This window comes from Subsaximicrobium wynnwilliamsii (assembly GCF_007997225.1).
Taxonomy (GTDB): Bacteria; Bacteroidota; Bacteroidia; order Flavobacteriales; family Flavobacteriaceae; genus Psychroserpens; species Psychroserpens wynnwilliamsii.
Genome location: NZ_VORM01000028.1, coordinates 19,198 through 46,112, shown reverse-complemented (window position 1 = coordinate 46,112; position 26,915 = coordinate 19,198). Strand labels below are relative to the sequence as shown.

Here is a 26,915-nt window from a genome sequence, read left to right as displayed (position 1 = left end):
AGAACTCGAATACAAAGACAAATATGGAACAATGAAAGAAAGATTTTTAATCAAGAATACAACTATCGTAAATGAGGGAGAATCATTTATCGCAGACGTACTTTTGGCAGATGGACATATTCAGCAAATAGGGACTATTGATGTTGAACCAAATTATAAGGTAATTGACGGAACATGTAAACACCTGCTTCCAGGAATAATTGACGCACAAGTACATTTTAGAGACCCAGGACTTACTCATAAAGGGGATTTATATACCGAAAGTAGAGCTGCTATAGCAGGTGGAGTAACTTCCTTTATTGATATGCCGAATACGGTTCCGAATATCTTAACTGTTGAAAGCTTAAAAGAAAAATATGAAATTGCTTCAAAAAAATCTTTAGCCAACTATGCGTTCTTCCTTGGTGTAAATGGAGATAATATTGATGCCGTAATAAAAATGGATACAAGCCAATTTATAGGTGTTTCAGATGACGGTTTATATTTTACAAAAAAAGGAAATCTGTTGGCTGATAATCCTGAAACAATGGAGAAATTATTTGCAAATTGCAAATCCATTATCGCTATCCATTCAGAAAAAGAACAGATTGTAGAGGAAAACGAAAGGATTTTTCGAGAAAAATATGGAGAAGATATTCCTGCAAAGTTTCATCCAATTATAAGAAACACTGAAGGTTGCTATGAAGCTACAAAGCGTGCGATTAATTTAGCTAAGAAACATAACGCGCGACTGCATATTCTGCACTTAACAACAGAAGCAGAAACCCACTTATTTCAAAACGACATTCCCCTGCAAGAGAAAAAAATAACGACAGAAGTTTCTGTACACCATCTTTGGTTCTCAGATAAAGACTATGAACAATTAGGGATGCTTATTAAATGGAATCCAGCTATAAAAACACAACAAGACAAAGAAGGCTTGCTAGCCGCACTGCTTAATGATAGAATAGATATTATAACTACCGACCACGCACCACACACTTTAGAGGAAAAACAAAAAACCTATTTTCAATCCATGTCAGGAGCACCAATGGTACAGCACTCGCTTAATTGTATGTTGGAGTTTTATAAAGAAGACCGAATTTCCTTGGAAAAAATAGTGGAAAAAATGTGTCACAACCCAGCAATTCTATATGGTATGACAAAAAGAGGATTTATACGAGAAGGGTATTACGCTGACTTGACCTTGGTGGACCTGAATAGCAAATGGACAGTGGAGAAAGACAATCTGTTATACAAATGTGGTTGGTCTCCATTGGAAGGAACAACATTTCAAACGGAGATCAAGCAAACATTTGTGAACGGAAATCTAATTTATGACAATGGTGTATTTCAAGAAAATATATTTGGGATGCCGATAGTTTTTAATAACAAACAGTACTAACAATGACCATTATTTCGACCGACATTTCAAAAGCTATTGAACTCTTAAATAACGAGGATGTAGTAGCGATACCAACTGAAACCGTATATGGATTGGCAGGAAACATTTACAGCGAAAAAGCAATTCGCAAAATCTTTCAAGTAAAACAAAGACCATTCTTTAATCCTTTAATAGTTCATATTGACTCTATAGAAAAAATAGACGGAATTGTTAGCGAATTTCCTGAGCAAGCAAAAATGCTGGCTGCGGCTTTTTGGCCAGGTGCTTTAACTTTAGTACTAAAGAAAAAACCCAATATCCCAGATTTAATTACAGCAGGAAAAAATACCGTTGCCGTAAGAGTACCGAATCATCCTACAACCTTAAGCTTATTACAAAAATTATCCTTCCCATTGGCAGCACCTAGTGCTAATCCATTTGGAAGTATAAGCCCAACAAGTTCAGTACACGTTAACAATTATTTCAAGAATACCATACCAATGGTGCTTGAGGGAGGAGCATGTAAAAATGGAATAGAATCTACAATTATTGGATTTGAAAATAATGAAGCCGTACTCTATCGGCTAGGCTCTATTTCAATTGAAGAAATTGAAAATGTTATTGGCAAATTAAAAGTTAAAAACAAGAAAGAAATAGCACCAAATGCACCCGGTATGTTAGCGAGACACTATGCGCCCAAAACGGGAACATATCTAGTAAAGGATGCCGAAAAGTTCATAAAGGATTACACTGATAAAAAAATTGGAGTGCTTCGATTCTCTAATGAGATGAATTCTTTGAATTGTATGCATTTAGAAGTATTGTCAAGAAAAGGGGATTTAAAGGAGGCCGCATCAAATTTATATGCTGCCCTGCACAGATTGGATAATTTGAATTTGGATATGATAGTGGCGGAACTATTTCCAAATATAGGATTGGGAAAATCCATTAATGATAGATTAGTAAGGGCAACTAAAAACGAATAATTACCCATTAATTACAAACTAGATGCGTACAGAATTATTTAGAGACAGAAAGCTAGTTATAGCCACCAAGCACAGTAAAGAAAAAGTGATTGCACCGCTATTAGAGCAAGCTTTAGGTGTGTTTTGCTTTGTACAGGATGGTTTTGATACAGATACTCTTGGCACTTTTACAGGAGAGATTGAAAGAGAACTTGACCCAATATCTACGGCAAGACAAAAATGTTTGATGGCAATGGAAGCAAGTAACTGTGATTTAGGAATAGCAAGTGAAGGTTCTTTCGGCGCTCATCCTTCAATGTTCTTCGTAAGTGCTGATGATGAGTTTTTAATATTTATAGATAAGAAAAATAATTTAGAAATTATCGCCAGAGAACTTAGTGTGGAGACCAATTTTAACGGAAGTGAAATTAATAATGAACAAGAGCTTATGGACTTTGCCGACTTAATAAAGTTTCCATCTCACGGGTTAATACTTCGGAAATCAAAAACGGACAATAGCGACATAATCAAAGACATTACCAACTTACAAGACCTAAAAAAAGCATTTCATTTACTCATTGAAAAGTTTAGTCCTGTTTATGCAGAAACAGATATGCGGGCAATGTACAACCCAAGTCGAATGAATGTAATTGAAAATGCAACCAGGAAATTAGTTGACAAGATAAATTCTTGCTGTCCGCAATGTGATATTCCAGGTTTTGGAGTTACAGATGTAAAAAAAGGATTAGAATGTAATTTGTGTGGTTCGCCAACAAATTCCACTTTAAGTTATAGTTATGTTTGCCAGCATTGTCAATTCATAAAAGAGGACATGTATCCACATAAAAAAACAACCGAAGACCCTATGTATTGCGATTACTGTAATCCTTAAGTATTTTGTTGAAACTATAAAAAATACAGGTAAGAGAAAGAAACAAAGCCGCTAACAATTTATATAAAAATTAGGCGAAACAATAGTAAATCCAAGGCTTTAGACTCGTAGCACTCCCGATAGGAGCTATCGGGAGTGAGCAACCGAAAATTTAGTGCTCCGTAATCTCCTACTTTTTATGTACGAAACGTTGGTAACAATTAATGAACTGCGAACTGCTGGAAAAAAACCGATACAAAATTCAGTTGTGGTCGAACAAAAATAGAACAGGATTTATCAAGAATGGCTCGGGGATTCTAATCCAACTGGATCTTACAACGCAATCGATTAATTGACTACATTCGAAAAGGAAAAACATAGGATTTTGGAAAATTTTCGAATAGCCTTAAATTCTAAAAATATGAAACGAAAAGGATTCCTTACAGCACTTTTTGCTTTCGCGACAATGCCGTTGTGGGCGTTTACACCAATTCAAAAAATGATAAAAAGAAAAGACAAGGGATTTAAAATTAGTGCGGGAGAAGGTCGGTTTCACGGGCATTTAAATTTAAAAGGCGTGAATTCCAATGTTCTGGATGTCAAAATATCGGGTAAGGACACCAATGGGGACTTGGCGATATTTGAGCAGACCTCTCTTTCCCAAGGACGTGGAACACCACTACATATCCATAATTCACAGGGCGAAATATATTCTACATCATTGAAGGAGCATACTATTTTCAAGTTGGAGACGAAAAATATGAAATGAACGTTGGAGATAGCATATTTTTACCTCGCAAGATTCCACACGCTTGGACTCAAAAATCCGAAAAGGGTAAAATGACTGTGGTTCTGCAACCGGCAGGAAAACTCGAAGATTTTTTTGTAACAATGGCAGCATTAAACCACGAACCCACTCCAAAAGAAATCGAAAAAATTTTTACGGATAATGAAATGCAAGTGGTCGGACCAGCTTTGAAACTGGAATAATCCCAATTCAAAGACTTGTTTCCCAAATTGAACTGAAGAACTATGGATAAAATTAGAATATGTTAGGTAAAGAAAAACCTGTTGATTTCTTGAAATAACGAGTAATATGTTTGTGTAGGAAAATTATAGTAAATTTGACCTAAGCAGAATTTGAAGAAATGTAATGAGAGGATTTATAAATCTCATTTATTTTAAAGAATATCTATCTGAAGAGTAAAGGGTGCAGAAATTGAAAAACTAAGTGGTCAGGCATTCTGGAAAAGATTTATTAAAAATATGGATATTAAGAAAATAATTCTAGTCACTTTATCAATACTCTTTTTCATCATTGGTTTTATGATGAGCTCTGTGCCATCAAAACAGTTTGTGGAAACTGGATCCATTATTGCCGTTGGTATAATTTCCATGCCGGCATTTTACGGCATGTGGAAAATATATGGGAGACGAGGAATTGCTGCAATCATGGCCTTGGGTGTATTTGCCTTAATTATTGAATCCATTGGGATTCATACAGGATTCCCTTATTCACCTTTTGAATATACGATGCCGTTTGGTTATAAGCTACTGGGAACAACACCCTGGACCGTATTTATTGCTTGGAGTCCGCTAGTTTTTGGTGCCTGGTTATTGGCACAAACATGGTTTGAGCACCATTGGGCAAGATATCTGGCTTACCTTGGGATTCTTGTTGGTACAGATATGATCTTAGATCCTGGAGCCGTTGCACGCGGACTATGGGAATACACCAATGGTGGATTATGGTTTGACGTACCTCTACAAAATTTTATTGGCTGGATGATTTCAGGAACGATTGCATATCTTATTTTGAAATTGGTCTTGAAACCTGTCATTGTGAAAGGGAGCGTGGCGCTTTCAAAGCACCTCTGGATTGGCACTCTGTCCCTTCTAGTATCAATCTTCCTATGGACCGGAGTTGACGCAGGCTATGGATTATGGGCACCTATGATTGTCGGAATAATCATTGGGACTATCATAATAAAGGCATTATTTAAAACTTACGCTACAACTTCAAAAAACACCTAAATAGATTGAAGATTAACGATTAACGATTTTTGATTTCTGAAGTTTCGATTCTGCCTCGGTTTCAGATTCGATCTCGAGTTCAATTTCAAGTTCAAGTTCAAATTCAATTTCAGGTTCAAGGAGATAGGAGGAGATTGAAAATTAACGATTAACGATTTTTGATTTCTGAAGTTTTGATACTGCTTCGGTGTTTCAGATTCGATCTTGAGTTCAATTTTAAGTTCAAGTTCAAGTTCAAATTCAAGTTCAAGTTCAATTTCAGGTTCAAGTAGATAGGAGGAGATTGACGATTAACGATTAACTAGTTTTGATTTCTGAAGTTTTGATTCTGCTTCGGTGTTTCAGATTCGATCTTGAGTTCAAGTTCAATTTCAAGTTAAAATTCAAGTTCAAGTTCAATTTCAGGTTCAAGTAGATAGGAGGAGATTGAAAATTAACGATTAACGATTTTTGATTTCTGAAGTTTTGATACTGCTTCGGTGTTTCAGATTCGATCTTGAGTTCAAATTCAATTTCAAGTTCAAATTCAAATTCAAATTCAAATTCAATTTCAAATTCAAATTCAAATTCAATTTCAAATTCAAGTTCAAGTAGGTTTCAGATTCGATCTCGAGTTCAATTTCAATTTCAAGTTCAAATAGATAGGAGGAGATTGAAAATTAACGATCAACGATTTTTGATTTCTGAAGTTTTGATGCTGCTTCGGTGTTTCAGATTCGATCTTGAGTTCAAATTCAATTTCAAGTTCAAATTCAATTTCAAATTCAAGTTCAAGTAGGAGGAGATTGAAGATTAACGATTAACGATTTTTGATTTCTGAAGTTTTGATGCTGCCTCGGTTTCAGATTCGATCTTGAGTTCAATTTCAAGTTCAATTTCAAGTTCAAATTCAAGTAGATAGGAGGAGATTGAAAATTAACGATCAACGATTTTTGATTTCTGAAGTTTTGGTTCTGCCTCGGTTTCAAATTCAATTTCAAATTCAAGTTCAAGTTCAATTTCAAGTTCAATTTCAATTTCAATTTCAAGTACTAAACACAGCACCCTATATGATTAATTGCTGGTGATTTTTAACTTCCGAAAATCCTCCCATGCCAAATACGTGGCAAGTTAGATGTCCCAGTTCATTTTTATTTGCTAAATTCAAGGCTTAAACCTGCGATTCATAGACTTTGCGTTGGACGTACAAGAGAAGAGTCGAAAAATCGAGCACTAGCCTTAACCAAACCGCTTTGGCAAACAAATATTATATCATTAAAATAGAATCAAATACTTATGAAAACAAACTATACAATAGCAACAATTATCTTATCAATCACTATCAGCCTTTTGGCTTTCAATACTACCATCGAAGAAAAGCAAGCTTCTGCAGATCTTGTTATTTATGGAGGGACATCTGCAGGTATTTCAGCAGCAATCCAAACTGCCAGACTAGGTAAGTCTGTGATATTGATTGAACCAACTAATCGTCTGGGAGGTCTAACTACCGGTGGCCTTGGGCAGACTGATATAGGCAATAAACAGGTAATTGGGGGTATTTCACGTGAATTTTATCAAAATATAAAGAAATATTATGAAGTAGATGCAAATTGGGATTGGCAGAAAAGATCTGAATACAAAGACGGGGGACAAACTCAAACCAACAAAAACGAAGATGCCATGTGGACTTTTGAACCTTCAGCCGCACTCCAAGTGTACACTGATATGATGAAGGATTTGGACATTGAAATAGTTTACAACCAACGGCTCAACAGATCAACCGGCGTTGTGAAAAGCGATAATGCCATTACCGCCATCACTATGGAATCGGGTAATACGTACACCGGTAAAATATTTATTGACGCTACCTATGAAGGTGATCTGTTGGCCGCTGCCGGAGTTAGTTACACCGTTGGAAGAGAGTCCAATGCCCAATATGGGGAATCATTGAATGGCGTGCAGGCCAACGTAACAAGTCAAATGCTCAATGGGGGCTTGTCGTCAAATGCAAGGCACCACAACTTTGTGAAGGGGGTAGATCCATATAGAGTGTCAGGGGATGTCTCGTCGGGCTTGATTCCGGGAATTAATCCAACCATTGCAAAAGATGGAACAGGGGATAAGCATATTCAAGCTTACTGTTTTCGCATGTGCCTGACAGATCATCCTGAGAATCGGATTCCATTTGAAAAACCCAAAGATTACGATGAATCAGATTACGAACTGTTGTTTAGGAATTATGAAGCGGGTTATAACAGGGTACCATGGATAAACAGTCAGATGCCTAATAGAAAAACCGATTCAAACAACAGAGATGGTTTTTCTACTGATTTTATCGGACAAAATTATGATTATCCTGAAGCAAGCTATGCAGAAAGAGAACGGATAGTTCAAAGGCATCGCATACGGCAGCAAGGGCTAATGTGGACATTGGCAAACCATCCAAGGATTCCTGAAAAAATAAGGGAAGAGGTTTCCAGATGGGGGACTTCCAAAGATGAATTTGAGCGTGCCGATGGTTGGCAGCAACAACTCTACATAAGAGAGGCCAGAAGAATGATTAGTGATTTTGTGATGACCCAGAAACATTGTGAAAGCATTGAAGTAGTGCCCGATGGCATTGGAATGGCCGCTTATGGCATGGATTCCCACCATACGCAGCGTTACGTAAATTCTGAGGGTCATGTATCCAATGAGGGAAATGTGGAAGCCTATGTTCAAGGTCCGTACCCTATAAGCTATCGTTCCATTGTGCCCAAAAAAGAAGAATGTTCTAATTTGCTTGCGCCTATTTGCCTAAGCGCAACCCACATCGCTTTTGGATCTATCCGCATGGAACCTGTATTCATGGTTCTCGGACAAAGCGCATCTGTAATAGCCTGTATGGCCATAGAAAAAGACAAAGCAGTTCAGGACATACCTTATGCTGAACTGAAAACACAGCTGCTTGAGCTTGGACAGATTGTAGAATGAGACATAAATAGGCGCAAATCTGGTAGCTGATTTTGACTTTGGGGACAAACTGCCAAACCCTCTTTTTTTTTAAAAATCCAACATTAAATAAGTCTATTTGAAGGTGTTTTAATTGCACCTCCCAGAATAGTTGTAATCTAAAGCGCTTACTGGCGTTTGAGAAGGCTGTTTCCAATATGTAAAAGGCAACCAAAGCATCTCTGGCAGTTTTGGCATTTCCCATTAAACCCACAGCGGCATGATCATGGGATTTTTGCTGCTAATGCCTTGAGCAGCGGGAAGGCGATTTATATCGCGGCCCATTTTACCGCTGTGCCGATAGGAAAATTTAGCTTTATCGAGCCTTTTCGTCGAGATTCCTTTTTTGAAAAGTAAGGCTATTTTGGTGGGAGAGCTAACTAAAGTATTAACTGAAACCTATAAAATATAAAGCAATGCCTTTTCTGAAACATTTGTCCATACATCTAAAAGGAGGGTTTAAGCCACAAAGTAATCGGGATTCATCGTATTTACAGGGATTTTAGCAGCAGGCGGAAGATAAAATAAAACAATTTAGTGCTACTTAAAAGAAATGTTTTTACTTAATTGCACTATAACTTTTCGAATCTTTCAATTAAAAACCTATGTCATTCAAAACCAAACTTAAACCTAATCTCTTAGTCTATTTTTTAACTTTTACATGTATAATAAACGCTCAAACCCAATATGAAAAGGGATACTTTATAGACAATAATCAAAATAAGGTAGAATGTTTAATTGAAAATGTAGACTGGAAAAATAATCCAGAGGATATCACTTATAAATTTTCAGAAACAAGCGAGCAGAAAGTTGCTGACTTAAGCTCAATAAGCAAGTTTGAAATTTACGACATCGCAATATATACTAGAGAAGAAGTCGATTTGGATATAAATTCAACTAAGGCCAATAAATTAGATTATTCAGAAAAGTTGGATTTAAAAAAGCAGACTGTCTTTCTGAAATTTTTAGTTGGTGGAAAAGCAAATTTATACGTATATCAAGACGCCAATTTAAAACGCTTTTATTATCAAATCGATGATGGAGAGATTGCCATATTAATACAAAAAGAATACATTACTAGTTCTAATAAAGTTGCCGAAAACGAAAATTACAAAGGTCAACTATATTACGATTTAAAATGCAATTCATTGGATATGAGCACTATAAGAAGCACTGATTATGTGCAATCTGACTTAATGGCTCTTTTTGAAGCCTACAATTCATGTAAAAACCAAAGCTTATATACATTCAAAGAAAAAACACGAAAAAATCCGTTTCATCTAAAAATTCGTCCAGGCATAAATTTCGCATATGTGAAATATGATGCTCCTGGAGATAATTTTGTGATCCTAACAGATTTTGAATTCAACCAAGAAATGTCTTTTAGATTGGGAATTGAACTTGAATACATTTTACCGTTTAACAACGATAAATGGGCGATACTATTTGAACCTACCTATCAGTACTATAATACCGAAAAGACCTTTGACATCAGCCCAGATTCGCCCGTCGCACGTATTAAAACTGCAACCGTTGAATATTCATCTATAGAATTTCCCATTGGGTTTAGACATTATAGCCATCTTAACGATAATTCCAGACTGTTCTTTAATGTTTCATTTCTATTTGACAGGCCATTTAAGTCTAATATCAACTATTTTGATGAGGATTATGAAATTAATAGCGTGAGTAATTTAGCCTTTGGAGCAGGGTATAGCTATAAAAATACATACAGTATAGAAGCTCGACTATTTTCAACAAGAGAAATATTAAACACTGACGTAACAAATGCAGGATATAAAAACGTGTCTGTGATTTTTGGCTACACCATTTTACAAACCTGAACTTAGTTCAGCTCTCATCATATAAATACTGAAATTATCATGTTGAGCGAGTTAAAGGATCTCAAACGGGTAACAAGCGTTTTTCCTTGGGTTCATCACATTACTTACACAAAAACCTTAGCAGATTTTTGATGATCTACAACGTCCTTCATCAAGGAAATTATATGACAATTATGAGTTTGTATAAAAAGCCAACAGCAAAGCCGGATAAAATCAATTGCTAGATCGATTCTAATTTGGTATCCCAAACCTTTAGGACTTCCAGATTTTCTTTCCCTTTTCTATTCGCGAAATAAAATCCATCAGTTCACAACAACCAAAAAAAGGATTGTGAATTTGATGTAAACGAAAGTCAAATATCATTTTAGCCTAGCTTTTTAGCATAAGGTCAAATTTTCGAAACGGAAAAGCGCAAACGCGAATTGGAAAAAAAAATCATCTTCTGAAAAAAAAAAGTGATGTTTTATAAGGTTTGGAAACTGCTTGGGATCGTTTTTATTTTTTGCGCTAAGTTCAAAATCAATACGTGATCTGTGCTTCTTTTCTGCTCCTTTTAGCTTAGGAAAGGAGGGAAGCCAAAAAGGCTCAATAAATTTAGGGATTGTTGTTGTTGTTTTAGGAATTGCTAAGATCTAAAGATGTTTTTGATGAATGCTACAATTGCTACAAATTTGACGCAAATGAAGTTGCTATCAATCACAGCGCTGTCTTTTTTTGGCTGCGAAGTCTCGCGTGTTATTTAGATAATAAAGGATTTGAATTTGATTTCTTCAAAACCGCCAGTAGATCCACCAACGGCAGTTGAATGGAGTAAGTGCCTGTATAAGACGGACACATCACACAATCGCAAAATAAAATTCAAGGTAGGTATCGTTGAGCACGAAATTGTTCTTGCTTTCAAAAAAATCAGAGCTCGAGAGTTCCCAACAATCATAATAGAGCTCACCGGTTGCCATTTTTTTATTGATTTTACCATTTATGATATTCAATAATTCATCTTCCGAGCCTTGTGCAAAAAAGCTTTCATAGGTCATAAAAACACCGCTATTCAAATCAAAATTAAAGCAATCAAAGGAATAGCTGGGATGCATGGCTCCCGAATAAAAATTCTCCTTGTAAAAAAGTACACTTACCAATTGATCATTGAGACCGTAGATTTTATAATCTATAAACCGCTCTTCCCTAAACGTTTTTGCAGTGATGCTATCACAAAGTAATTTATTTTGTTCTATGTCTGATATGGTTTTGCTTACATTGACATAATAATCATTCATGAAGTTGTTGAAATTGACGTGAGTAGGCTTAAGGCTTTCATTTAAAAGCGGGTATTTGAAATTGATCGTGTAGTCTTTTTGATCTTTAAGGTAGCTTTTATCAAGAATCAAATTTTGAAATTGATCCCGCTCATCCTTTTTATCAATCAGTTTTTTCTGCTTGATTTCTATGGAAATCGACTTGTCCAAATCTGTATCAGTTCTCTCTAATACGGGAACAGTATCGGTTGCAAGTGACTTGGTTTGTTCGGTTTTTTCGTTCTCTTGAACATTATCTTGGCGCTTGTCATTTTTGCAATTGAAAAGCAAGAGTAGAAGCAGGGCTATATATGGGTATTTCATTTCATTTATTTTAAATAGATTATTTTTTATGTCACATCGATTGCTTCGGTTTTCAAAATAGGAACAGCTGCGATGTCAATACTGTGTGGCTGTGTTCTAAAACGCTAACCTGCTATAGACACAATTTATGCCGTATGCCATTTAGAAAACGTGCAAACATACAATTTGGGAAAGGTAAATGAAATGATAATTGTCATAAAGAATGAGATCAGAGTTGTTTTCTCACTAGCTTTTGTTCACATCCACCTTCAAATCTGGTATTTTAATGAGCTCAACCGTTGTAGATCCTAAAACCACCTTACCTTTGGTTTGTTCAAAAGCCTTAAGGATGCTCTCGTTTAACATGTTTTTTGTGGACCTTCGCCTTTTGTAATCTACGATATATCGCAAATTGAATTGGACCCAATTTTCCGTCAAAGTCACAGCGAGTGTTGGCTCAACTTCAGCAGCTTCAATATAATATTTGGCAACAATGCTTTCCCATTGCACCTTTGAGGCCCTGGTGTATTCAGAAAGTGTTTCTGAGGCAATGTTTATCACTATGGATTTAGCCAATTCCATATCAGATCCGTATCTAATTGGTAAGCTGAATTGATCCCAGATAAACGGAAAATCCTTTGAATAGTTGTAGATAGGCCCCTTAAACACAAAGGAATTGCTCAACTTGACAATGCGACCACTGTAATTGTCACTTTCCACCCATTGACCAATCTCCATCATGGTAGTGTAAATGCTATCCACGTCTATCACATCGCCCTTGATGCCATGGAGCTCTATACGGTCTCCTGGTGCATAAACCTTAACAATAAAAATGTACAAGGATCCAGCAACGCTCAATATCAACTCTTGCAAGGTAAACGCAACGCCTGCCGAAAATAGGCCTATGGCTATGGTAAAATCCTTGATATTCCCAGTAAAATAAGAGACAGATAAGATGATGATTATAAAATATCCCAAAATTTCAATCCCCTTTTGAGATTTGTACCTTACTGAAGTGTTTGGGATATTCCGCTTAAGCACTTTTCTTATAAAATGAATGCAAATAAGTACTGCAGCAACAATTAACAAGTACTTGATGATGCTGTATATCACAGGATTTTCGTTGAGCCAATCTTGAGCGCTTTTCATTTTTAATCAAAATTAATTGTACAATTAAATCGTTGTTCCCTCGCTTGCAGCTGTGAGGTTGATTTTAGGTTTTGATTGTTCAACGGCCAAATTTGGTCATTATCAGTTTTAAATTTAGAGACTTTGCCGTTCATTTTAAATGATATTTATCATATCAACATGCAGCTCCAAATTCACGGTGCAAAGATTTGATTGCGGCACAGCAGGGTTGTAATTTTAAATTTACCCGAATTCAGATTGAGAATTCTACCATTCACTAAATAGTTAGTAACTTCACGTTTCGTTTAACCCAACATGACCAATGATTCAAACCAAGGAGGATTTTTTACAAGTCTTGTCAAGTGCCATTTCTGAAGGGGTTGTGGTTGTGGATGAGCTTCAAATCGTCGTTTCAACAAATACCGCGGCCGATGCCATGTTTGGGTATGCTACTGGAGAATTGGTTGGCAAGCCCTTGAGCACTTTGATTCCTACCCGATACCATGAAAAGCATGACGCTTACTTTGAATCGTTTTACAAGAACAGTGAAACGCGAAGCATGGGGCATGGGCGTGAATTGTATGGTTTGCATAAAAACAACACGCAATTTCCGGTTGAGGTAGGATTGAATCCGTTTGAAATCTACGGAAAAGCATACGTGATGGCACTTGTTATTGACATTACTGAACGAAGGCACATTGAAAGAGATCTTATCCTAAAAAGTGAAGCCATACAAGCTACTGGTAATGGCATCGTGATAAGTGATGCCTTGCAAAAGGACCAACCGATCATTTTCTGTAATCCTGCATTTAAAGCTTTGACGGGATATTCTTCCGAAGAAATTTTGGGTAGAAATTGCAGATTCCTGCAAGCCAATGATAGAGCTCAAGACGGGATCGATAAGTTGCGTGACGCGATACATGCCGGTAAAAGCTACCAAACTGTTTTAAGAAACTATAAAAAAGACGGCACTTTATTTTGGAATGACCTGTATGTGAATCCCATAAAAAATAGTGAAGGCGTGGTAACCCATTATATTGGGATTCAAAATGACATTACCAAACGAAAAAATGCCGAGGAAGAACGCAGCTACCTAACCAAAATATTTGATAACTCACTCAATGAGATTTACGTTTTTGATTTCTATACCCTAAAGTTTTTGAATGTTAATTATGGCGCCCAAAAAAATCTGGGTTATACACTGGAAGAGCTCAAAGCACTTAGCGCTGTTGACCTAAAACCAGATTATTCTGAAAATGATTTTATAAAACTAACAGCGCCATTAGTCAATAAAAGCGAATCTAAAATAGAGTTTGAAGCCTTTCATGAGCGTAAGGATGGTACTCGCTATCCTGTGTTTGTTAATTTGGAACTATCAAAGTTGGGCGATAGAAAAGTGTATGTAGCTATTATTCTCGACATGACAGAACAAAAAAATTATACGCAAAAGCTCGAGAGAACGGTTGCCAAAAGAACCGAGGAACTTAATAGTGCGCTTGAGAAGGAAAAGGAACTCAATGAGTTGAAAACTAAATTTTTATCTTTGGTTTCACATGAGTTCAAAACACCTTTAAGTGGCATCCTTACCTCCTCAGTGCTCTTGGGCAAATATAAATTGGAGGATCAACAAGATAAAAGAGATAAACATATTAGAACCATAACCGATAAGGTACATTATCTCAACAGCATCGTGAATGATTTCCTTTCTATCGAAAAATTGGAAACCGGGCAAGTAAACTACAAATTCACCACCTTTAGATTGAGTAAAGTGGTTAATGAAATAGTTTATAATGCCAATATGTTATTGAAAGAAGGGCAGCAAATCATTTACCCAGAGCACATTGACGATATCTTTTTAACACAGGACGAAAAAACCATAGAGTTGGCCTTGTCCAACTTGGTGCATAATGCCATAAAATATTCATCAGAAAACACAGACGTTACCATAAGCATAACCCAAGACGATGCCGTGACCACTTTTAAAATTTCAGATTCAGGCATTGGCATCCCGGCAAAAGACCTCAAGAACATATTCAACCGCTATTTTAGGGCCGAGAACGTTTTAACGACCCAAGGCACCGGGATTGGACTTCATATTGCAAAATCACATATTGAGTATGTAGGTGGCACCATACACTGTAAGAGTAAAGAAAACGTGGGTTCAACCTTCATCATGACCATTCCAAACAAAGCACCATGACAAAAAAAGTATTATTGATAGAAGATGACGCTGTCTTGCGTGAAAACACGGCAGAATTACTCGAACTTTCCAATTATGAAGTCCTTGTTGCCGCAAACGGTAGGCTGGGTCTTGAAAAAGCAAGGCAACAAAAGCCCGATATCATTATATGCGATATCATGATGCCAGAGTTAGATGGCTACGCGGTCTTGGAGCTGCTGTCCAAAGAGGAGCATACCAAGTTCATCCCTTTTATCTTTTTATCGGCAAAAACAGAACGGAATGATGTGCGAAAAGGCATGGAGCTGGGGGCAGATGATTACATCACCAAACCATTCAGTGAAGCTGAGTTGATCAATGCCATCGAAAGTAGATTGGCAAAAATGGCAATTCTCAGAGAAGGCCTAACGCAATTTGAGACACCTAATGCTGAAACTGGTAGCGAAATAAGGACAATCAATGATTTGAAGAATTTTTTCATTCAAAATGGTGAGGCATTCAACCATAGGCAAGGCCAAATCATTTATCGCGAAGGCCAAAATTCAAATTATATTTATTTACTGAATAAAGGCGTTGTGAAATGCCATAAATTAGACGAGCAAGGTAAAGAATTGACCACTGCGTTGCACAAGGAGCAAGAGTTGTTTGGCTACACCTCATTTATTCAGAATATTCCCTACCAAGAGACATCAACCGCTATTGAAGCTGCGCAATTGGTTGGCATTTCAAAAGACCAACTCAAATTTGTTTTGGACCATAACCCAAAAATAACTCTGGAGTTAGTGCAGATGTTAACCGAAGATCTGCAAGGGGTTAAAAATCAATTGCTTCAAATGGCCTACAGTTCAGTGAAAAGAAAGACAGCTACCACCCTGTTGAAATTTGCTGAAAAGCTCAATCGTAAGCCCGAAGATCCCATCATTATTTCGCGCAATGATTTGGCCAGTGTGGCAGGGATTGCAACGGAAACACTGATTAGAACCATGTCTAACTTCAAAAAAGAGGGGCTTATTGAAATCGAAGGAAGAAACGTTAGAATCTTAGATCTTAAAAAACTGCAGGAAATCTATTGATTGGCAGCAAAACGTTTAAATATGACCAATATCATTTATTGAAGTGATCCATCCCCATACATTTGTATCACACTGCTGATGCATTAAATGGATTATAATGAAAACGATATTGTTACCTACAGATTTTTCTGAAAATTCTTGGAATGCGATTGTTTATGCTCTTGATTTTTTCAAGCAATCAACCTGCACCTTTTACTTATTGCACGTTAATTCCTTGAACTATTTAGATGCTAACGATTTACCGTATGACGATTCTAAGGACTTTGTTGAAAACACGTTTACAAAGCCTTCCAAAAAAAAATTAAGAACGCTCCTAAAACGCATTCTTACAGAATTCCCAGATCATAAAAACCACCATTTTTTCACACTTACAGATTATAATTTCTTCGTGGAATCTGTTCGCAATCACGTCGATGAAAAGAAAATCGATATGATTGTGATGGGCACAAAAGGCGCTACCGGCTTGCAAAAAGTGATCATTGGCACTAATGCTGCAGATGTTATCAAGAAAGTAAAGTGCACCACCTTGGTTGTGCCAGAGCATGCCACCTTTAGTGATTTGGATGAGATTGTATTTCCAACAGATTATTATTTGACTTACGGTGTTGATCTTCTCAAGCCTGTGTACACCATATTGCAAAACCACAAGGCGAGCTTGCAGGTACTGCATATCACAAATCAACCGGAAGCGTTGAACATGAGTCAGCAGGACAATAAGGACTTACTCATGGATTATTTTAGCAACTTTGAAACTAAATTCCATAATCTCACACATAGAAAGGTTGAAGATGCCATTGAGTTTTTTGTGAAGAGCAGAGACATCAAAATGGTTGCGATGGTTGCAAAAAACCTAAATTATTTTCAACGGGTTTTATTTCATTCCAAGGTTGAGGAAATTACCTATCACACCCGCGTTCCGTTTTTGGTTTTACATGATAAATAGGATTGGTGGTTTTGAAAAGAGTTGTGCGTCAGCAAAAAGCGTTTCTTCTGAATTAAAGAAATTAATAAATAATCTGTCATGAAATATTTAATAATTGCAATAATTCTAATTTTATCGATCAACGTCTCTGGTCAAAATGAAGTAGTAGATGCCAATATTTTTATTCGAATTTATAACTTACAAGGTAAAAAAATAGAAAAGGGTAAGATTAAGTCAATATCGAATACATCAATAGAATTATATTCAAAAGGAAAAACGATTGAAGTTCCTTTAAGTAAAATAGGAATAATAAAAACCAAACGTTCTGCTGGTAATAATGTTGCAAAAGGAGCTTTAATTGGAGGGGTTTCGCTTGCTGTATTGGGATATTCAGATGGAGATGACAATTCTGGACTAGCTTTATTTTCAGCAACTGATAAAGCAGCGTTCGGTTTAGTTGGTGGTGGTATTTTAGGTGCTGCTATTGGAGGTGTTACGAGTATTTTCAAAAAATCGAAACTTTACATCATTGACGGAAATGAAATGAAATTGAAAGATTTTAAAGAAGCGATGTTGTTAGAAAGGATGACAAAAGCTAAAAAGAACACGGAAATCTGAAATATAAGCCGGAAGCACAACACCGTATAAATTAATATATTCATTCTAACAGCACATTCATTGCGATACTTTCTGAAAGTCTGATTTTTATAATAAATGTAAAGATGTTGCGTGGCTCATGTTGTGGGAAGTAAAAAAGGGGGTTGTAGATCGAAAGTATGTATAACAAAAGCCTTTTAAAGACCAGTTTTAAGAGCCATCACTTAAACTTCAAACTCAAACTTCACGGAAACGAATGGTATAAAATTCCAAAGTCCACATATTCCCAATGCTGCGGGAATGATAAAATAATCAATATTGTCCGACAAAGACTTAAGATCGCTGCGCTGGAAGGCATAAGCCTTGATTCGTAAACATTTGAGAATTAAGCCCATCTGATTTTCATTTTTAACTTCAAAGCTTAAAATGTCTTTTAGAGCTTAAGCATGCGAAATTTGCCAAGGAACTCCGTGAAAATCAAGCTACTAGAGGCGTAAGGATCAAGGGCGTCAAAAACACAGATAGCATGACCGATAACCAAGTTAAAGCTTGGGTAAGGTATTTCTTTGATGCGGAAAAATAATTATTGGCAGCACAGCATTCAGTAAATACCCTAGAAACGGGTTTTGCCACTCATACTTCCACCCACAGGACCTAATCCCATGAAGTAAAGCGTAAGGCATTATTGGCGATTGGTTTGATTTGTATTGCTTTCATATAACTACAAAACCTCATTTTTACAATTGTAAAAATGAGGTTTGTAACTAATCAATCTCAAAAATAACATCGGGTATAAGAGTTATTTTTTTGAAGGATCTTTATCATTGCATTTCAGCTCGTATTGAGTTGATTCGTATGTTTTACACTTATCTACTAAGGCTTTAGGCGAGATGTTTCTAAAGTCATGAGTGTCTTTCGGGATTAGGTCAACCATCACATCAATCATTTCCTTAGGATCAAATTGATTGTCCAATAGCCCTTTGGAAGCCTTAATGATCTCTTTCCTTTTTGTGAAATATTGATCATCATTGTGCCACTGACTAAAACTCTCATACATTCTATCGTTAAATCCAGTTTTATAAGGACCAGGATTAATGGTGGCTACACTCACGTTATGCGGTACCAATTCATCCCTTAAAGATTGAACAATCGCCTCAAGGGCGTATTTGGAGGCGTTGTAAGCACCTAAGTAAGGCGAAGTCGTAAGACCAGCCAATGAAGACACAAACACGACTTTACCAGCCTTGCGATCTACCATTTGCTTTATAAAAGGTTGGGCAAACTCCAAAGCTGAAAACACATTGGTCTCCATCACTTCACGAATTAGTCCTACAGGCATTTCAGACACAGGTCCCGATTGCCCTATTCCTGCATTAGACACTAAGATATCGATGTCATACTCCCAGGCGTTGATGCAATCCATGACATCCAGGATGTCCAATTTAATGATTTCAATATTGTCGCTATACTCGTAGTCCTTTAATTCCTCTAAAAACCTTGACTTCTGTTCCCACTTGTGAACTCCAGCGATCACGGTATGCCCCGCCTTAGCCAAGCCTAAAGCTGCTCCTTTGCCCAGTCCTGATCCTGCACCTGTAATTAAAATTGTTTAATTTTTCATATGTTGTTTAATTTTTTGGTTTGTTGGTATATTACCCATTCTTAATCTAGCGCTTAAATGGGCTAGATATTACCTCAATACAAGTCCTTTTTAGCTCAAAGCCTATTTTTGATGTGTGAGTTTTTCATTAGCAGGCACCTCAGTGATCATCTAAATTTGGGGTAGTTCATTAATTTGTGTATCGGCGTTAATCCTAAGCATTAAAATTTCTTCAGGCAATCCCGGTTTTTGTTTGCCTTCGCCATAAACGGAACCAAAATATTCGAGGCTATAGTTGCGGAAGAAAAGCTTTTTTGGTCATTAATTGAATAATAACAGAGCGTCATGAGTGATTATTGACATTCGATACATCCAACAATTAGTACACATAGGGAATAATTATGACCTGCTTTTTTTAATCCCATGATCTAGACTCCAGTTCACGTCGTTCAAAAGTAGAGCGTGATGCGTTTGGGTTGAAGGCACTTTCTGAAATATGGATTTGAGTAGTCTTCAAATTTCGGCTGCTAAATGTTTTGAGCTAATATTTAAATGGTTTAAGAGCAATTTGAAAGGTTTCGATTCTTATATTTTGAGCAATATAAAAACCAAAACATTTAACATCATGAATAAATTCAGTAAAGTCTTAGCCTTTGTTGCTGTTAGTGCCGGCATAGCGTATTTAACAAGAAAATGGATGAGTAGATCGTATTCAAAATTAAAAGATTCCTCAGATGCGTCTGATGCAGGATATTCGGTAGAAACCAATCATCAGAATCTAAGGGATATCAATCACTCCAATAGGTCTTCAGATCCGACCGATAACTACGGTAGTAATGCCAGTGCACGAACTTCAGATTATTCTAATTCAAGAACCCAAAGAATGTATAAGGACTTGGGAATGACAAAGGCTCAAAGAAGACGTTATGAAGCCGACTATAGCGCCATTATGGATGGTTGGGAAAAAGACAATCCAGAACGGAAAATGGACGGCAAAACGAAAGTTGATCAACACAACGCCACTTTAAACGCGGTATTGAATGAGGCGCAGTATTCGATCTATAGGGAATGGTCTGAGAAAAACCCAAATTGAGGGAATAGTGTTTAGTAGAACAATAGAATGAACTTTAAGCGAATCAAGTAGGTTTTGCAGTAGGTGCGTACTGGGATTAGGCCGTGAAACAGAGATTGTTTTTAAAGTCAAAAAACAAATTTTTAGATCCAATTGGATGTGATCCAATCCACTAACTTTATAATCAATAGGTTCAAAAAAGAATAAAATCTCAAACAAGGCAAGAGATAACAATATGAAGAAGGCAGTTTACTAATGACAGCGAATAAGTCTAAAAGCTCATTTTTAAAGTCCACTAGTGCGCCTTCAAAATCTAAATAAAATTTGAGTGTTGGTTGAAAGAGACTTCAGAAAATCTTATGGATTTGATGAGGTCTTTTTAACACCAATTGCAATTTTACAACACAAACTGTTCACTAACAGTAAACCACTAAAATCAAGAAATCATGGCTGACGAAAAAAAAATTAAAAATAAAGACTTTGATCCCGGCAAGGATACTGATCTTGAAAAAGGACCTTTAAAATCTAAACATGAAAATGCTTTCGGTACTCGCGGTAAGGGCTCGGAAAAAAGAGATCTGTCCCAAGACATTCCTAAAAAGCCTGGCAAATCAGATACAGATGCCAAATCCTAAATGTTTCAGCAATCCTACTTTTTAGGTTTTAGCGTATATCTTTCGTAATAGTCAGTCCATCTAAGAATTATACTTATAATGAAGCATGTTAATTTTGCTTTTCCGATACATAAACGCAACTCAATCGATAATACCAATACGTTTAGAATGAGCAATGGCGCTTTTACTTTCAGTAAAATAAAGGGTTTCAGGCTTTAAGCTAGATATGTTTTGGAGTATCCCTGTAACGGCCTCCTTTTGATGCTTCCCGGTCTGCCTTATATAAACCGCTTTTATGTTTTCTGGAAACAGCTTGCAAATCTGCTCATACAAATAAGGATCTTTCTGAGAATCATCGCCTAGTAGAATGTATTGTGACAATGGGTAAAAGCTAATGATGTCCTTGATTTTATTGAATTTATGGTCATGATTTCCTCTGCCGGTAAACAGAAAATCGCCAATGCCTGTTTTTATTTTTTTTAATTTGATTACGGCTTTTGGTAACTGGTACTTGTTCGCAATGGCGATTATAAAGGGATAAAGATTCCACTCGCTGCTCGATACATAAAAAAAGGAATTCGACAATTGATGCCCATCTTGACCGGCGAGGCTCAAAGCTTGGTAATGTTCGGAAACATCTTCAAACACTTGACGTTTGTCGATATTCTGCATGAGCATGACATATAATTTTTTAAAAAAATTGGAGCTGTGCGATATCAAAAATGTATCATCAATGTCTGAAATTATACCATACATACCATCAAAAGGCTTCAATATTTCACCAGTGGTCACAATGTTGTACGTATTGGCTTTACAAATCACAGAACAGTTATGCCAGCCACTTTCCAACTTTTGGGTAAACGGGATTCGAAAACTAAAATACCCATCATCCAAGGATTTTGTTGTTGTTTTAATTCCTTGAAACTCCAAGCTTACCGGTATGTTCTTAAGCGGTTTGATGCTAAACATTTTGAAGATTGCAAAGGCATGTTTAAAGGCTCGCTTTTGAATGCTGTATTGACTTGGCGCCCAAGACTTAAACACATGACCTGAAAGCACTAGTTCTTTTTCGTTTACATAACCGCGATACACGCTAATGTCTATCTTCATATTTACATTTTGATTATCACAAGATTCTTTTAAAATTAACTAATTTTATTAACAAACTAAAGTTGAAATGTCAGCAAAATCAAATATTTTACTAGTTGTGAATCCGAAGGCTGGGAGTATGGATGTTGATTTGGTGCGCTCTAAAATGAGCGAGATTACTTCAAAACAAAAACTAAGCTTCGAGACTTTCGAAACCACAGGGAATAACGACAAGGAACAACTAAGCAAAAAGGTGGAGCATTCTCAGTTTTCTAGAGTGATAGCAGCTGGTGGCGATGGTACCATAAACTTGGTGGCATCGGTAATTGTGAATACTGAGGTCAGTCTAGGTATTTTGGCCTGCGGCTCTGCAAATGGCCTGGCTAGAAATTTAGACATTCCAAATGATTTGGAGCAGCAAATTCACAAGGCCATTGCGATCAACACCACAAAAATGGACGTACTAATGGTTAACGGCGTACTGTGCATGCACATTGCAGGTTTGGGTTTAAATGCTGAATTGATTCGAAATTACAGCAATTCTAAAATTCGAGGAAAACTTGGATATGCTCTTGGGTCGATTCCCACCCTATTGAAATCAGATTATCCTTATAATTTCGAAATCGTCATAAATGGAAAAAGTGAAAACCATCAAGGCGTTTTATTGGCAATTGCCAATGCAGCTGATTACGGGACAGGTGCCACTATCAATGCGAATGCCATATTGAACGACGGAAAATTTGAAGTGGTCCTATTCAAAGCATTCAATCTTTATCAAATTTTCAAAACCTTCAGCAGTAACCCCAAAATCGAATCGGAACATGCTGAAACTTATAGCGTAACCACAGTACAGATCAATTGTTCAAAAGCCATGGCCTTACAGGTGGATGGCGAATTTATAGGAGAAACCACAACGGTCAAAGCTCACATCCTGCATAGGGCTTTAAAATTGGCCTCCATGGATACGGCCTGATAATTTTTGCTAGGTCAGGGGATGGGCAAGGAAAAATCAGCTCTTACTGCCAATACCAGAAATTCAAGTCAAAAAGGAGGAAATGGCTGGACTATAGAATTAAAAGGAAAGTAATATATGAATCTTAGCTTTTGAGGTCTTCCTCAATTGGTGCTTTCAAACACACAAATAGTATGTATAAAGCACCTGTGAATGAAGTCTAAGCATTATTTTTAGAGCTTCAGTGTCGCTTAAAATAACCACATAAAAATAAATGAAATTATGGCGGAAATAAAAATTGAAAAGAAGAAACCTACATGGCCGTGGGTAGTATTAGTCCTCTTTATCTTGGCACTGATCGCATTTTTCGCTTTTAAAGATGAAATTAGCGACGAAATGACCGATGATTATAACGATGACCCCAAAACGGCACAATACGGCGATAGCGCTGGCACCTCCATGGGCAATGGCGCAACTCATGCGGATTATGATCTTGATAGTACCGCTACTGCTGAGGTCTCGGCTTATGATAGATCCATCGCAAACAGTCCTCGCAGTGCAAGCGACTCCACTTACTCCAACACCGCATTTGTGAACTTATCTCAGGCTGTGGCAAGAAAAGCAAAGACCCATGATTTACAAAGTTCAGAGGCACTCGAGCGTCTTGAAAGGTATGGGAACCAAACTAATGATTCTTCCGTAGCCACTAATTCAGTTGAAAAAGGAATTTTAAAGAATTTCAAATCCATTAGCGAAGATGTGACGGAAGTGTTGGAGGCCATTCAAACGAAAGCATATCCGTCTCTAAAAACGGAAATTTCAACATTGAAACAACACGCCTCCAAATTGGATACAAACAATGCATGGTCCAAACAGCCTAAACAGTTGCAATCCTTTTTGGAAAAGGCGAGAGCGATATTGAATAATATGAACCCATAAATTGAATACCATGACAAAAGAAGAAAAACATCTCTATAACATGAATGAGCTTTCCGATTATAAAATTTCGGATGGCTTCCCAGATGTGAGAGGCTGGGACGTAAAGGATAATGACAATCGAATCATTGGTAAAGTGGACCAGCTCTTGGTTAGTAAAGAGGCTGAACGCGTAGTGTATTTGGATGTCGAAGTAGATCAATCCATTATTGACGCCAAGCACGATCCCTACATGCGTTCAAGCAAAGGCAGTGTGCGTGAATTTTTGAACAAGGAGGGCGAAAACCACATCATAATCCCAATTGGTTTGGTGGATTTGGATTCAGATTCAAAATTTGTCCATACCAGCAGTATTGATCACAAAACCTTTGCGGAAACCAAACGTCATCGCCAAGGCGAGAATGTGGATCGAAATTACGAAACTCAGGTCCTGGAGTCTTACGTGAGAAAGAACGATAGGATAGAGGATCAACAGGAAGGCAGCTCAAAAAATGAATTGCTTGGTGACATGACCGAAGACAGATTAAGAAAAATTGTTAGGGACGAAATAAAGAAATACCATGAGAACCTTTCAAAAGAAGATAAGGTTATTCCGCAACGGCATTTTTCAGATGATGTGGATGATGTGGTCATGATGACCGATGAGGAAATGAGAGTAAATAAAAGCGAGCATCACAGCGATTGGGATGACGACGGGTTTTACGAGCGCCGGGAGTTTGATGATGATCGTTTTAGAAAGCGAAACTATAATTCTTGAACCCGTTCTTAGCGTTTAAAAAAGGAATGTACCAGTGTGGTAGGTTCCTTTTTTTTATTCACTAAGGTTATGGATTATAGTTTGACACATTACGGATTGCCTTATTTTGAGGCCTCATGTTTTTCCATTTAATTCTTAAGATTGAGCCACACTTTAGGTTTAGGGAAAAGCTTGTGCAGCCATGTTTTAAATGATATCCATTAGCTATGATTGGTTACAGAAATTCGCATTAAGAAGATATCCAAACAAATCTGCCATACAAAAAAATCATGTAATTTTGGGCTTTTCAATACGAGTTGATCTAAACTTATAAAAAGCTTATGAAAATCTGCAAGGTAAATTCCTTACCCTTAAAAGAAGTAATAGAAAGCTTAGCGGTCTATTTTGAGACCGAAGCTCAAGAAAAATGTGGTGAATACATCTTCAATATTCCCTCAGGTTTCGGCGAAGGCCAAATACGAGGTCTCAATTTTGACAACGGATTGGGCGTAATCATTTACAGCTGTAGATTTCACAATGATGTGAGAATCGATTTCACGGTAGATGATGTACATCCCGTCAAATATATCTATTCTGTTCAAGGCACAATAGAACATAGCTTTGCGAATGAAGATGAAATGCATCTTATTGAACAGTACCAATGCGCCATTATTGCCAGCAAAAGCAAAAGTGGTCACATCCTTTTTTTTAAAAAAGACACCAATATTGAAGTGGTTAGCCTTGAGATTGACCGAAAGACATTTTTAGTTCATACTGAATGTGAAGTTGAGGACCTAGCTGCTGAGCTTCAGGAATTGTATCAAGACACCACGGCTAAAAAAGAGTTTTATCATAAAGGCTTTTTTGGATTGGATTTCAAAAACCTTCTGGACAATATGTCTAAGTATAGCGACAAAATGTTGATTCGCAAATATTATTTGGAAAGCGTCGCTCTACAAATTTTTGTGAATCAATTGTTGCAATTTGAGGATGATCTTTTAAAGGATTCTGAAAGTTCCATTTTGAGAATAAATGAGTTGAAGCGTATTGAGGACATTTCCCAGTATATCAAAGACAATCTCACGGGGGACCTCTCAATAAATAGCATCTCTAAAAAAACAGGGTTGAACCCTAATAAATTGCAATTGGGTTTTAAGTACATTCATGGGTCTACAGTCAATGAATTTGTGACTGGAGCAAAGTTGGATAAAGCACTCCAGCTGTTGCAAGATCCTAATTTGAATGTTTCAGATGTGGTGCATCAGGTTGGTTTTGACAGTAAAAGCTATTTTTCCAAAATATTCAAAAAGAAATTTGAGTTGACCCCAAGTGTTTATCAGCAAATATGCTTAACGAAATAATGCCGATATGATTAAATCTAATTGCTATCGGGCTAAACGGTTCTAAGATTTTGAAGCACCTTTGGAGAGGATAGGCAACTGCACCAAATTGAGATTTGCTTTTTAAACCCATTTCTTAATGAACTACTTTCATACTGTAAACACCATATACTATGCTTGCTGAAGACTTAATTGGTATATTGGCCGGAGTATTTACTACACTAGCGGTGCTGCCGCAAATCATAAAAGCCCTGCAAACACGCAAAGTGGAAGATGTGAGTCCTTACATGTTCTTCATCCTATGCTTAGGCGTAGGCCTCTGGACGGTTTACGGTATATTTAAAATGGATTGGCCTATAATTTTAACCAATGGGATCTCCTTTATTCTTAATTCGTTGATGTTAGGGATTATCATCACTCAAAAACAACACGGAATTTGAGACCCTAATAGACGGTTTTATCAATGCTACGCTTCCTTTTTCATCTTCTCTTGTTCTTCAGCACTATTTTCGCTTGTGTCTTGGGTGGATATCAATTCGTGTTCTTTCCCAAGGCCTACGATGGCAATGATATTGGTAACGGCGTTGTATAATAAGAGGATGACGGTGATCATCATACCGCTAATTAATGAGCTGGCACCAAGGGTAATCCAATAGATGCTTACATACCAGGATGTTGGCACTTCATTGGACTCCATGATTGGAATATTGAAAAATTGAAATAAGATCAAGGCTGAAATAAAAAGGATGACATCAAACTTCGCAATATGCAACACTTGAAAATAATGTCTTTTTTTGAGAGAATTAGTAGAGCCAATGCTCACACTCAACAAAGTAAGCAATAGCGCCAAAATCGTAGCCGATGCCAACACAATTGTATTGCACAACATATTTAAACCAGATAAGCTTACCTCGAGTAGATTTTTTGCCTCATAACCCGAAACATTACCAACAAGAAATACGCCCAGACCCGTAAAACAAGTCGCTGCGATACCACCGTAAATAGCATTTCTATTATTTTTTATAAATCCCATGT

General features: G+C 37.0%; 24 protein-coding genes. 19 read left to right on the top strand and 5 right to left on the bottom strand.

Annotation, left to right across the window (positions count from 1 at the left end):
• Positions 1–31: 31 nt before the first annotated feature.
• The 8 genes from ESY88_RS17660 to ESY88_RS17630 all read left to right on the top strand — a co-directional run bounded on the left by ESY88_RS17660 (position 32) and on the right by ESY88_RS17630 (position 10,047).
• On the top strand, positions 32–1,384 hold the full coding sequence (locus tag ESY88_RS17660) for a dihydroorotase (RefSeq protein ID WP_147085894.1): 1,353 nt from the start codon (positions 32–34) through the stop codon (positions 1,382–1,384).
• A 2-nt stretch (positions 1,385–1,386) separates the two neighbouring features.
• Positions 1,387–2,349 carry an L-threonylcarbamoyladenylate synthase gene (locus ESY88_RS17655; protein WP_147085893.1) on the top strand — a complete coding sequence of 321 codons (963 nt, stop codon included), beginning with the start codon at positions 1,387–1,389 and terminating at the stop codon, positions 2,347–2,349.
• Positions 2,350–2,371: 22 nt separating this feature from the next.
• Entirely contained in the window at positions 2,372–3,220 is an 849-nt protein-coding gene (locus ESY88_RS17650; protein WP_147085892.1) for a DUF6671 family protein, read from the top strand.
• Positions 3,221–3,620: 400 nt separating this feature from the next.
• Complete coding sequence (locus ESY88_RS21540; protein WP_223270876.1) at positions 3,621–3,968, top strand: cupin domain-containing protein; 348 nt, start codon at positions 3,621–3,623, stop codon at positions 3,966–3,968.
• Positions 3,965–4,189 carry a cupin domain-containing protein gene (locus ESY88_RS21535; protein WP_262713090.1) on the top strand — a complete coding sequence of 75 codons (225 nt, stop codon included), beginning with the start codon at positions 3,965–3,967 and terminating at the stop codon, positions 4,187–4,189. Before ESY88_RS21540 ends, ESY88_RS21535 begins: the two co-directional genes overlap by 4 nt.
• Positions 4,190–4,465: 276 nt before the next feature.
• Entirely contained in the window at positions 4,466–5,233 is a 768-nt protein-coding gene (locus tag ESY88_RS17640) for a carotenoid biosynthesis protein (protein ID WP_147085891.1), read from the top strand.
• 1,275 nt (positions 5,234–6,508) lie between these two features.
• Positions 6,509–8,185, top strand: a complete 1,677-nt coding sequence (locus ESY88_RS17635; RefSeq protein ID WP_147085890.1) for an FAD-dependent oxidoreductase — start codon at positions 6,509–6,511, stop codon at positions 8,183–8,185.
• A gap of 623 nt (positions 8,186–8,808) precedes the next feature.
• Positions 8,809–10,047, top strand: a complete 1,239-nt coding sequence (locus ESY88_RS17630) for a porin family protein (RefSeq protein ID WP_147085889.1) — start codon at positions 8,809–8,811, stop codon at positions 10,045–10,047.
• 836 nt (positions 10,048–10,883) lie between these two features.
• Here ESY88_RS17630 and ESY88_RS17625 read toward each other — a convergent pair.
• Together ESY88_RS17625 and ESY88_RS17620 are read right to left on the bottom strand one after the other, a co-directional pair.
• The gene (locus ESY88_RS17625) at positions 10,884–11,663 is read right to left on the bottom strand and encodes a hypothetical protein (RefSeq protein ID WP_147085888.1); all 780 of its coding nucleotides are present in this window, start codon (positions 11,661–11,663) and stop codon (positions 10,884–10,886) included.
• A 225-nt stretch (positions 11,664–11,888) separates the two neighbouring features.
• Positions 11,889–12,791 (bottom strand): mechanosensitive ion channel family protein, encoded by a 903-nt coding sequence (locus ESY88_RS17620; RefSeq protein WP_147085887.1) that lies wholly within the window; start codon positions 12,789–12,791, stop codon positions 11,889–11,891.
• Positions 12,792–13,092: 301 nt separating this feature from the next.
• Here ESY88_RS17620 and ESY88_RS17615 point away from each other — a divergent pair, with 301 nt between their 5' ends.
• The 4 genes from ESY88_RS17615 (at position 13,093) to ESY88_RS17600 (ending at position 17,562) form a co-directional block, all read left to right on the top strand.
• Entirely contained in the window at positions 13,093–14,970 is a 1,878-nt protein-coding gene (locus ESY88_RS17615; RefSeq protein WP_147085886.1) for a PAS domain-containing sensor histidine kinase, read from the top strand.
• A complete protein-coding gene (locus ESY88_RS17610) occupies positions 14,967–16,022 on the top strand; it encodes a response regulator (RefSeq protein WP_147085885.1) in 1,056 nt (351 codons plus the stop codon). The genes ESY88_RS17615 and ESY88_RS17610 overlap by 4 nt, the downstream gene beginning before the upstream one ends.
• 97 nt (positions 16,023–16,119) lie before the next feature.
• Positions 16,120–16,965 carry a universal stress protein gene (locus ESY88_RS17605; protein ID WP_147085884.1) on the top strand — a complete coding sequence of 282 codons (846 nt, stop codon included), beginning with the start codon at positions 16,120–16,122 and terminating at the stop codon, positions 16,963–16,965.
• Positions 16,966–17,043: 78 nt separating this feature from the next.
• Positions 17,044–17,562, top strand: coding sequence for a hypothetical protein (locus ESY88_RS17600; RefSeq protein WP_147085883.1), 519 nt, complete (start codon positions 17,044–17,046; stop codon positions 17,560–17,562).
• A 778-nt stretch (positions 17,563–18,340) separates the two neighbouring features.
• Here ESY88_RS17600 and ESY88_RS17595 read toward each other — a convergent pair.
• Positions 18,341–19,141 (bottom strand): SDR family oxidoreductase, encoded by an 801-nt coding sequence (locus tag ESY88_RS17595; protein ID WP_223270878.1) that lies wholly within the window; start codon positions 19,139–19,141, stop codon positions 18,341–18,343.
• 625 nt (positions 19,142–19,766) lie between these two features.
• Here ESY88_RS17595 and ESY88_RS17590 point away from each other — a divergent pair.
• Both ESY88_RS17590 and ESY88_RS17585 read left to right on the top strand, forming a co-directional pair.
• A complete protein-coding gene (locus tag ESY88_RS17590) occupies positions 19,767–20,234 on the top strand; it encodes a hypothetical protein (RefSeq protein WP_147085882.1) in 468 nt (155 codons plus the stop codon).
• Positions 20,235–20,659: 425 nt separating this feature from the next.
• Complete coding sequence (locus ESY88_RS17585) at positions 20,660–20,848, top strand: hypothetical protein (RefSeq protein WP_147085881.1); 189 nt, start codon at positions 20,660–20,662, stop codon at positions 20,846–20,848.
• Between the two features lie 120 nt (positions 20,849–20,968).
• On the opposite strand, the gene ESY88_RS17580 is transcribed toward ESY88_RS17585, so the two are convergent.
• Positions 20,969–21,937, bottom strand: a complete 969-nt coding sequence (locus ESY88_RS17580; protein WP_147085880.1) for an App1 family protein — start codon at positions 21,935–21,937, stop codon at positions 20,969–20,971.
• A gap of 67 nt (positions 21,938–22,004) precedes the next feature.
• Between ESY88_RS17580 and ESY88_RS17575 the strand changes: the two genes are divergently transcribed.
• The 5 genes from ESY88_RS17575 (at position 22,005) to ESY88_RS17555 (ending at position 26,320) form a co-directional block, all read left to right on the top strand.
• Positions 22,005–22,889 (top strand): diacylglycerol/lipid kinase family protein, encoded by an 885-nt coding sequence (locus tag ESY88_RS17575; protein WP_147085879.1) that lies wholly within the window; start codon positions 22,005–22,007, stop codon positions 22,887–22,889.
• 261 nt (positions 22,890–23,150) lie between these two features.
• Entirely contained in the window at positions 23,151–23,807 is a 657-nt protein-coding gene (locus tag ESY88_RS17570; protein ID WP_147085878.1) for a hypothetical protein, read from the top strand.
• A 10-nt stretch (positions 23,808–23,817) separates the two neighbouring features.
• A complete protein-coding gene (locus ESY88_RS17565) occupies positions 23,818–24,561 on the top strand; it encodes a PRC-barrel domain-containing protein (RefSeq protein WP_147085877.1) in 744 nt (247 codons plus the stop codon).
• Between the two features lie 320 nt (positions 24,562–24,881).
• A complete protein-coding gene (locus tag ESY88_RS17560) occupies positions 24,882–25,901 on the top strand; it encodes a helix-turn-helix transcriptional regulator (RefSeq protein WP_147085876.1) in 1,020 nt (339 codons plus the stop codon).
• Positions 25,902–26,053: 152 nt separating this feature from the next.
• On the top strand, positions 26,054–26,320 hold the full coding sequence (locus ESY88_RS17555) for a SemiSWEET family sugar transporter (RefSeq protein ID WP_147085875.1): 267 nt from the start codon (positions 26,054–26,056) through the stop codon (positions 26,318–26,320).
• Positions 26,321–26,346: 26 nt separating this feature from the next.
• On the opposite strand, the gene ESY88_RS17550 is transcribed toward ESY88_RS17555, so the two are convergent.
• Positions 26,347–26,913: a hypothetical protein gene (locus tag ESY88_RS17550; protein WP_147085874.1), complete on the bottom strand. Its 567-nt coding sequence runs from the start codon at positions 26,911–26,913 to the stop codon at positions 26,347–26,349.
• Between the last annotated feature and the right edge of the window lie 2 nt (positions 26,914–26,915).

Bases quoted from the DNA above. Each gene is read 5' to 3' on its own strand.
- ESY88_RS17660 (WP_147085894.1), top strand. From the start codon at position 32: ATGAAAGAAAGATTTTTAATCAAGAATACAACTATCGTAAATGAGGGA.
- ESY88_RS17655 (WP_147085893.1), top strand. From the start codon at position 1,387: ATGACCATTATTTCGACCGACATTTCAAAAGCTATTGAACTCTTAAAT.
- ESY88_RS17650 (WP_147085892.1), top strand. From the start codon at position 2,372: ATGCGTACAGAATTATTTAGAGACAGAAAGCTAGTTATAGCCACCAAG.
- ESY88_RS21540 (WP_223270876.1), top strand. From the start codon at position 3,621: ATGAAACGAAAAGGATTCCTTACAGCACTTTTTGCTTTCGCGACAATG.
- ESY88_RS21535 (WP_262713090.1), top strand. From the start codon at position 3,965: ATGAACGTTGGAGATAGCATATTTTTACCTCGCAAGATTCCACACGCT.
- ESY88_RS17640 (WP_147085891.1), top strand. From the start codon at position 4,466: ATGGATATTAAGAAAATAATTCTAGTCACTTTATCAATACTCTTTTTC.
- ESY88_RS17635 (WP_147085890.1), top strand. From the start codon at position 6,509: ATGAAAACAAACTATACAATAGCAACAATTATCTTATCAATCACTATC.
- ESY88_RS17630 (WP_147085889.1), top strand. From the start codon at position 8,809: ATGTCATTCAAAACCAAACTTAAACCTAATCTCTTAGTCTATTTTTTA.
- ESY88_RS17625 (WP_147085888.1), bottom strand. From the start codon at position 11,663: ATGAAATACCCATATATAGCCCTGCTTCTACTCTTGCTTTTCAATTGC.
- ESY88_RS17620 (WP_147085887.1), bottom strand. From the start codon at position 12,791: ATGAAAAGCGCTCAAGATTGGCTCAACGAAAATCCTGTGATATACAGC.
- ESY88_RS17615 (WP_147085886.1), top strand. From the start codon at position 13,093: ATGATTCAAACCAAGGAGGATTTTTTACAAGTCTTGTCAAGTGCCATT.
- ESY88_RS17610 (WP_147085885.1), top strand. From the start codon at position 14,967: ATGACAAAAAAAGTATTATTGATAGAAGATGACGCTGTCTTGCGTGAA.
- ESY88_RS17605 (WP_147085884.1), top strand. From the start codon at position 16,120: ATGAAAACGATATTGTTACCTACAGATTTTTCTGAAAATTCTTGGAAT.
- ESY88_RS17600 (WP_147085883.1), top strand. From the start codon at position 17,044: ATGAAATATTTAATAATTGCAATAATTCTAATTTTATCGATCAACGTC.
- ESY88_RS17590 (WP_147085882.1), top strand. From the start codon at position 19,767: ATGAATAAATTCAGTAAAGTCTTAGCCTTTGTTGCTGTTAGTGCCGGC.
- ESY88_RS17585 (WP_147085881.1), top strand. From the start codon at position 20,660: ATGGCTGACGAAAAAAAAATTAAAAATAAAGACTTTGATCCCGGCAAG.
- ESY88_RS17580 (WP_147085880.1), bottom strand. From the start codon at position 21,937: ATGAAGATAGACATTAGCGTGTATCGCGGTTATGTAAACGAAAAAGAA.
- ESY88_RS17575 (WP_147085879.1), top strand. From the start codon at position 22,005: ATGTCAGCAAAATCAAATATTTTACTAGTTGTGAATCCGAAGGCTGGG.
- ESY88_RS17570 (WP_147085878.1), top strand. From the start codon at position 23,151: ATGGCGGAAATAAAAATTGAAAAGAAGAAACCTACATGGCCGTGGGTA.
- ESY88_RS17565 (WP_147085877.1), top strand. From the start codon at position 23,818: ATGACAAAAGAAGAAAAACATCTCTATAACATGAATGAGCTTTCCGAT.
- ESY88_RS17560 (WP_147085876.1), top strand. From the start codon at position 24,882: ATGAAAATCTGCAAGGTAAATTCCTTACCCTTAAAAGAAGTAATAGAA.
- ESY88_RS17555 (WP_147085875.1), top strand. From the start codon at position 26,054: ATGCTTGCTGAAGACTTAATTGGTATATTGGCCGGAGTATTTACTACA.
- ESY88_RS17550 (WP_147085874.1), bottom strand. From the start codon at position 26,913: ATGGGATTTATAAAAAATAATAGAAATGCTATTTACGGTGGTATCGCA.